This is a genomic window from Methylibium sp. T29 (assembly GCF_000576205.1).
GTDB lineage: Bacteria > Pseudomonadota > Gammaproteobacteria > Burkholderiales > Burkholderiaceae_C > Methylibium > Methylibium petroleiphilum.
Map to the genome: position 1 here is coordinate 1 of NZ_AZND01000188.1, position 6,545 is coordinate 6,545.

Here is a 6,545-nt window from a genome sequence, read left to right on the forward strand (position 1 = left end):
GGTCCGTCGACCGCGCGCCGCACGGCCTGAGCGTCGGGCGATCGCTGCGTTCACCACGAGCACTCCTCGCGGCTCAGCCGCCGGGGGCCGGCAGCGCTGCCGCCTGCACGGCCGGCAGCCCGCCGAGAAAGAGGTCGGCCACGATCGGCGCCAGCGCGGCATGGTCGAGCGGGCCTTCGGGCTTCACCCAGGTGAACATCCAGTTCACCATGCCGAACAGCAGCATCGTCAGCGGCTTGGCCATCGCGGCCTCCTTCAGGTCCGGTCGCAACGCCACCACCGCCGCGGCGAACGACGCCACCACCTGCCGCTCCTTGCCGAGGATGCGTTCGCGGTCGCCCTCTTCCAGGAACTTCACGTCCTCGGTGAGCACGCGGTGCGCGTCCTGCGCCCCGGCGTACTCGCCCACCAGGCGGGCGATCAACTCGCGCAGCCGCGGTTCGGGCGCCAGCGTCGCGTCGGCGTCCACCTCTTCGACCAGCCCCTGCAGCCGCGAGACATGTCCTTCGGCGATGCTGACCAGCAGCGCGTACTTGTCGCGGTAGTAGTGGTACAGCGTGGCCTTCGAGACCCCGCAGGCCTCGGCCACCTGGTTCATCGTGGTGGCCGGGTAGCCGCGCCGCGCGAACAGGCGTGCCGCGTGCTCCAGGATCAGGTCGAGCTGGTCTGCATATCCGGGCAGGCGGCCGCGGGCCATCGGGTGTCCTCGTCTCAGCGTTCGTCGAAGGAGAGCACCACGCGGTCGGTCAGCGGGTGCGCCTGGCAGGTGAGGACGAAGCCGGCGGCCACCTCCTTCCTGTCCAGCGCGAAGTTTCGCTCCATGCGGACCTGCCCCTCGATCAGCTTCGCCCGGCAGGTGCCGCAGACGCCGGACGTGCACGAGAACGGCACCTCGAGCCCGGCCGCCGAGGCCGCGTCGAGCAGGCTGGGTTGTCCCTTGGTGAACGAGATCTCGCGCCGCAGGCCGTCGCGGATGATCGTGACCTTCGCCTGCTCGGCGTCGCCGGGCCGGGCCTCGTGGACCACCGCGTCGGCCGTGCCGCCGGCTGGCTGCGCGACGCCGAAGCGTTCGATGTGGATGCGGTCCTCCGGCACGCCGGCCGCCCGCAGCGCCGCCTCGGCCTCGTCGTTCATCTGGAACGGGCCGCAGACATAGGCGTGGGCGATGCCGGCGGCCGGTACCAGGACGGACAGGAACTTGCCGATCTTGTGGCGGTTCATCACGCCGCGGTTCAGCGGCGCGTCGGTGTGCTCGTCGGAGAACACGTGGTGCAGCACCAGCCGCGTCAGGTAGCGGTTCTTCAGGTCCTCGAGCTCCTCCTTGAACATCGTCGAGTTCAGCAGCCGGTTGCCGTAGATCAGCGTGAAGCGGCTGTGCGGCTCGCGCGCCAGCACCGTCTTCATGATCGACAGGATGGGCGTGATGCCGCTGCCGCCGGCGATGCCCAGGTGGTGGCGCTTCGACGCCGGATCGAGCGGCACGAAGAAGCGGCCCTGCGGCGCCATGACCTGGACCACGTCGCCGGTGCGCAGGTGCTCGTTGATCCAGTTCGAGAACACGCCGCCGCGCACCTTGCGCACGCCCACGCGCAATTGACCGTCGTCGACGCCAGCGCAGATGGAGTAGGAGCGGCGCAGGTCCTGGCCTTCGATCTCCTTGCGCAGCGTGAGGTACTGGCCCTGCGTGAAGCCGAACACCTCGCGCAGCGCAGGCGGCACGTCGAACGTCACCACCACGGCCTCGGCCGTGTCGGGCTCGATGGCACGCACGCGCAACGGATGGAAAAGCAGGCTCATGAAACAGTGCGATCAGAGCGGCTTGAAGTGCTCGAACGGCTCGCGGCAGCTCAGGCAGCGGTACAGCGCCTTGCAGGCGGTCGACCCGAAGGCCGACAGCCGCTCGGTCTGGCGGCTGCCGCAGCGCGGGCAGGCCAGGGGCGCCGGTCTGCCGCGGCCGAAGAAGCGGATCGGCGCCGCACCGTCCGGTCGGACGGACGGCCCCGGCGGTGCGATGCCGTAGGCGGCGAGCTTGCGGCGGCCGGCCTCGCTGATCCAGTCGGTGGTCCAGGCCGGCGCGCGCTGCAGCGTCACGCGGGCGGGCCCCAGGCCGGCATCGTCGATCGCGGCCCGCACCTGCTGCTCGATCACCTCGGTGGCCGGACAGCCCGAGTAGGTGGGCGTCAGCACGATCTCCAGGCCCGCACCCTCGGCGCGGACTGCCCGCACGATGCCGAGATCGCAGATCGACAGCGCCGGCACCTCGGGATCGAGCACCTCGTCCAGTGCCGCCCACGCCTGCTCGCAACGCACGGCGTCGTCACGGTCGACCGCCTCGCGCGCCGTCGTCACCGCGTTCACCACGCACCTCCCGGGTAGGCCCGCTGCAGGTACTGCATCTCGGCGAGCAGGTAGCCCATGTGCTCGCTGTGCACGCCGCGGCTGCCGGTACTCGTATAGCCGCCGGTTGCCGGCAATGCCAGGCCGGCTTCGGCGAACACGGCCGCCATCTCGGCAAGCCAGGGCTCGCGCAGGTCGGCGCGACGCGGGCCGAGCCCGGCCTGGCGGGCGTGTTCGTCGACCGCGTCGGACTCGAACAGCTCGGGGGTGTAGCGCCAGGCCTGTGCCAGCGCCGCCTCGATGCGGCGGCGCGATTCGTCGGTGCCGTCGGCGAGCCGCACCACCCAGTCGATCGCGTGCTGCTGGTGGTAGCGCACCTCCTTGACCGCCTTGCCGGCGATCGCGGCCACCTCGATGTCGCCGGAATCGCACAACCGCTCCCACAGCAGCCGCGCCCAGCCGGCGACGAACAGGTTGCGCAGCACAGTGAACGCGAAGTCGCCGCGTGGCAGTTCCACCAAAGTGAGGTTGAAGTAGTCGCGCTCGTCGCGCAGGAAGGCGAGCTGGTCCTCGTCGTGGCCACGGCCCTCGAGCTCGCCGGCCCGCGTGAGCAGCGCGCGCGACTGGCCCACCAGGTCGAGCGCCATGTTGGTCAGCGCGATGTCCTCCTCAAGGATGGGCGCATGGCCGCACCACTCGCCGAGCCGCTGCGCCAGGATCAGCGTCGTGTCGGCGATGCGCAGCAGGTACTGCACCGCGGGATCGCGCCGGAGTTCGATGGATTGCGTCATGCCGGCCTCGGTTCACATGTGATCGACCGACTTCGGCAGCGCGTAGAAGGTCGGGTGGCGGTAGACCTTGTCCTCCATCGGGTCGAAATAGGCGCCCTTCTCGGCCGGGTCGCTGGCGGTGATCTGGTCCGAACGCACCACCCAGAGGCTGGTCCCTTCCTGACGGCGCGTGTAGACGTCGCGCGCGAGCTGGATCGCCATCTTCGCGTCGGTGGCGTGCAGGCTGCCGCAGTGCTTGTGGTCCAGGCCGGCCTTGCTGCGCACGAAGACCTCCACAGCGGCCATTCGGTGTCGGTGCTCATGCGACCTCCTCCTTCGGTGCCTGCTTGCGTGCATGCGCCAGCGCGGCCTCGCGCACCCAGGCGCCCTCCTCCCAGGCCTGCACGCGGGCGGCGAGGCGCTCGCGGTTGCAGGGCCCGTCGCCGGCGAGCACGCGCTTGAACTCGCTCCAGTCGATCGGCCCGTGGTCCCAGTGCTCGCGCTCGGCGTTCCACCGCAGCGCCGGATCGGGCAGCGTGACGCCCAGCACCTGGGCCTGCTCCACCGCGGCGTCGATGAACTTCTGCCGCAGCTCGTCGTTGCTGACGCGCTTGATGCCCCAGCGCATCGACTGCGCCGAGTTCGGCGACTGGTCGTCCGGCGGGCCGAACATCATGATCGACGGCCACCACCAGCGGTTCACCGCGCCCTGCACCATCGCCCGTTGCGCGTCGCTGCCCTGCTGCATCATCGTCAGCAGGGCCTCGTAGCCCTGGCGCTGGTGGAAGCTCTCCTCGCGGCAGATGCGCACCATCGCGCGCGCATACGGCGCATAGGAGCAACGGCAGATCGGCACCTGGTTCATGATCGCCGCGCCGTCGACCAGCCAGCCGATCGTGCCCACGTCGGCCCAGGTCAGCGTGGGGTAGTTGAAGATCGAGCTGTACTTGGCCCGGCCGCTGTGCAGTGCCTCGAGCAGCTGGTCGCGCGATGTGCCCAGCGTCTCGGCCGCGGCATAGAGGTAGAGGCCGTGGCCGCCCTCGTCCTGCACCTTGGCCAGCAGGATCGCCTTGCGCTTGAGCGTGGGCGCGCGACCGATCCAGTTCCCCTCGGGCAGCATGCCGACGATCTCGGAATGCGCGTGCTGGCTGATCTGGCGCACCAGCGTGCGACGGTAGTGCTCGGGCATCCAGTCCTTGGCCTCGATGAACTCGCCGGCATCGATGCGCTCGTCGAAGCGCTGCTGGAGCCGCGCCTCCTCGACCGAGCGGACCGCCGGGCGCTCGTCCTTCGGCGCGCTGTCCATGGCTTGCGTGTACATGGTGCGGGTTCCTTACTTGGGTCGCCTGTCGATCACGCGGCGGGCCTTGCCGACCAGCGTGCGTTCGATCGAATCGGGCAGGCCGACGCTGACCGTCGTGTTCACGCCGATCAGCGTCTTGATGCGCTGCTGCAGCCGCGCACCGAGGGCAACGCGGTCGACCCCCGCATGCGCCGGCTGCACCTCGCAGCGCACCTCCACCTCGTCGAGCAGGCCCTCGCGCGTGACCACCAGCTGGTACTGCCCCGACAGCGGGCCTTCCTGCAGCACCAGCTCCTCGATCTGCGTCGGGAACAGGTTGACGCCGCGGATGATCAGCATGTCGTCGCTGCGTCCGACGATCTTGCTCATGCGGCGGAACGAACGCGCTGTCGGCGGCAGCAACCGCGTCAGGTCGCGCGTGCGGTAGCGGACGATGGGCAGCGCCTCCTTGGTCAGCGAGGTGAAGACCAGTTCGCCCTCGGCGCCATCGGGCAGCACCTCGCCGGTCTCGGGGTCGATGATCTCCGGGTAGAAATGGTCTTCCCAGATCACCGGCCCGTCCTTGGATTCGATGCACTCGTTGGCGACGCCCGGGCCCATGACCTCGGACAGGCCGTAGATGTCGACCGCGTCCAGGCCGGCCCGGCCCTCGATCTCCTGGCGCATCGCCTCGGTCCAGGGTTCGGCGCCGAAGATGCCGACCTTCAGCGAGCTCTCGCGCGGGTCCAGGCCCTGGCGCACGAACTCCTCGATGATCACCTGCATGTAGCTGGGCGTGACCATGATGATGTCGGGCCGGAAGTCGCACAGCAGCTGCACCTGCTTCTCGGTCTGTCCGCCCGACATCGGGATGACGGTGCAGCCGACCCGCTCGGCGCCGTAGTGCGCACCGAGGCCGCCGGTGAACAGCCCGTAGCCGTAGGACACGTGGACGAGATCGCCCGGGCGCCCGCCGGAGGCGCGGATCGAGCGTGCCACCAGCTCGGCCCAGGTGTCGATGTCCTTCAGCGTGTAGCCCACCACCGTCGGCTTGCCGGTGGTGCCGGACGACGCATGGAGGCGGGCCACCTGCTCGCGCGGCACCGCGAACATGCCGAACGGGTAGTTGTCGCGCAGATCCTTCTTGGCGGTGAACGGGAACCTGGAGAGGTCGGCGAGCTGCTTCAGGTCGTCGGGGTGCACGCCCTGAACGTCGAACGCGCGCCGGTAGTGCGGCACCCGGTCGTAGGCGTGGCGCAGGGTCGCACGCAGGCGCTGCAGCTGCAGCGCCGAGATCTCGTCGCGGCTGGCGGTCTCGATCGCCTCGAGGTCGCCGGGGGCGGGGCGTTTCACGGGCATGACGGTCTCCTCGTTCAGCGGCCGGCGGACGCCACCGCGGGCTTCCCGCGCATCGCGTAGGAGCGGCCGCGGAACACCGCGAGGCATTCGCCGCGCTGGTTGTGGACGGTCGCGTCGTAGACGCCGGTGCGGCCGGCGCGCGACACCTCGGTGCAGCGCGCCTCCAGCAGGTCGCCGAGCTGCCCGGGGGCGAGGAAGTCGATCGCGAAGCCCGAGGCCACGGTCAGCTCGTTGCCGGCGTTGCACGCGAAGGCGAAGGCGGAGTCGGCCAGCGTCGCGATGAGGCCGCCGTGGCACATGCCGTGGCCGTTGAGCATGTCATCGCGCACGCGCATCGTCAGCACGGCGCGGCCCGGACCGATCTCCGTGACCTGCATGCCCAGGGCCTGCGAGGCGCGGTCGCCGGCCCACAGGCCGTCGCGCACCTGCTCGGCGAGGCGCTGCGCGGAAGCGGGTTCGTCGTTCATGGCGGGGCTCCGGGTCCGGGGGGCGTGATGGTCGGCGTGTTCAGCGGTCGGTGTAGCGCGGCGCGCGCTTGCCGAGGAAGGCGCTCACGCCCTCGAGGTAGTCGTTCGCATGCCCGTGCACGCGCTGCAGCTGCTGTTCGCGCTGCAGCGCGGTGTCGAAGTCGAGCGTCTGGGCGGCGTCGATCGCCTCGCGCGTGGCCACCAGCGCACGCGTCGGCATCGCGGCCAGGCGTTCGGCCAGCGCCTGGGTCTCGGCGGGCAGCGCTTCGTCGTCGACGCACTGCCAGATCAGGCCGAGCCGCTCGGCCTCGGCGGCCGGCAGCTTGTCGC

The 6,545-nt window shown here is 70.5% G+C and carries 8 protein-coding genes and 1 pseudogene; all 9 read right to left on the minus strand.

Features of this window, described 5'->3' with window-relative positions; all coding sequences use genetic code 11:
• Window positions 1–73: 73 nt before the first annotated feature.
• Window positions 74–697, minus strand: coding sequence for a TetR/AcrR family transcriptional regulator (locus tag x551_RS16850; RefSeq protein ID WP_036235292.1), 624 nt, complete (start codon window positions 695–697; stop codon window positions 74–76).
• A gap of 14 nt (window positions 698–711) precedes the next feature.
• Complete coding sequence (gene paaE / locus x551_RS16855) at window positions 712–1,797, minus strand: 1,2-phenylacetyl-CoA epoxidase subunit PaaE (RefSeq protein WP_036235294.1); 1,086 nt, start codon at window positions 1,795–1,797, stop codon at window positions 712–714.
• A gap of 12 nt (window positions 1,798–1,809) precedes the next feature.
• Window positions 1,810–2,349 carry a 1,2-phenylacetyl-CoA epoxidase subunit PaaD gene (gene paaD, locus x551_RS16860; protein WP_051495896.1) on the minus strand — a complete coding sequence of 180 codons (540 nt, stop codon included), beginning with the start codon at window positions 2,347–2,349 and terminating at the stop codon, window positions 1,810–1,812.
• Between the two features lie 5 nt (window positions 2,350–2,354).
• Window positions 2,355–3,128, minus strand: coding sequence for a 1,2-phenylacetyl-CoA epoxidase subunit PaaC (gene paaC / locus x551_RS16865; protein ID WP_036235295.1), 774 nt, complete (start codon window positions 3,126–3,128; stop codon window positions 2,355–2,357).
• A gap of 12 nt (window positions 3,129–3,140) precedes the next feature.
• Window positions 3,141–3,430, minus strand: a pseudogene (paaB, locus tag x551_RS16870) (1,2-phenylacetyl-CoA epoxidase subunit PaaB).
• Complete coding sequence (paaA, locus tag x551_RS16875) at window positions 3,427–4,428, minus strand: 1,2-phenylacetyl-CoA epoxidase subunit PaaA (RefSeq protein ID WP_036235299.1); 1,002 nt, start codon at window positions 4,426–4,428, stop codon at window positions 3,427–3,429. Before paaA ends, paaB begins: the two are co-directional and overlap by 4 nt.
• A 12-nt stretch (window positions 4,429–4,440) precedes the next feature.
• On the minus strand, window positions 4,441–5,748 hold the full coding sequence (gene paaK, locus x551_RS16880; RefSeq protein WP_036235301.1) for a phenylacetate--CoA ligase PaaK: 1,308 nt from the start codon (window positions 5,746–5,748) through the stop codon (window positions 4,441–4,443).
• A 14-nt stretch (window positions 5,749–5,762) separates the two neighbouring features.
• Window positions 5,763–6,215 (minus strand): hydroxyphenylacetyl-CoA thioesterase PaaI, encoded by a 453-nt coding sequence (paaI, locus tag x551_RS16885; protein WP_036235303.1) that lies wholly within the window; start codon window positions 6,213–6,215, stop codon window positions 5,763–5,765.
• A 40-nt stretch (window positions 6,216–6,255) separates the two neighbouring features.
• The coding region (locus x551_RS16890) for an enoyl-CoA hydratase-related protein (RefSeq protein ID WP_036249669.1) at window positions 6,256–6,545 on the minus strand (290 nt) is incomplete at its 5' end.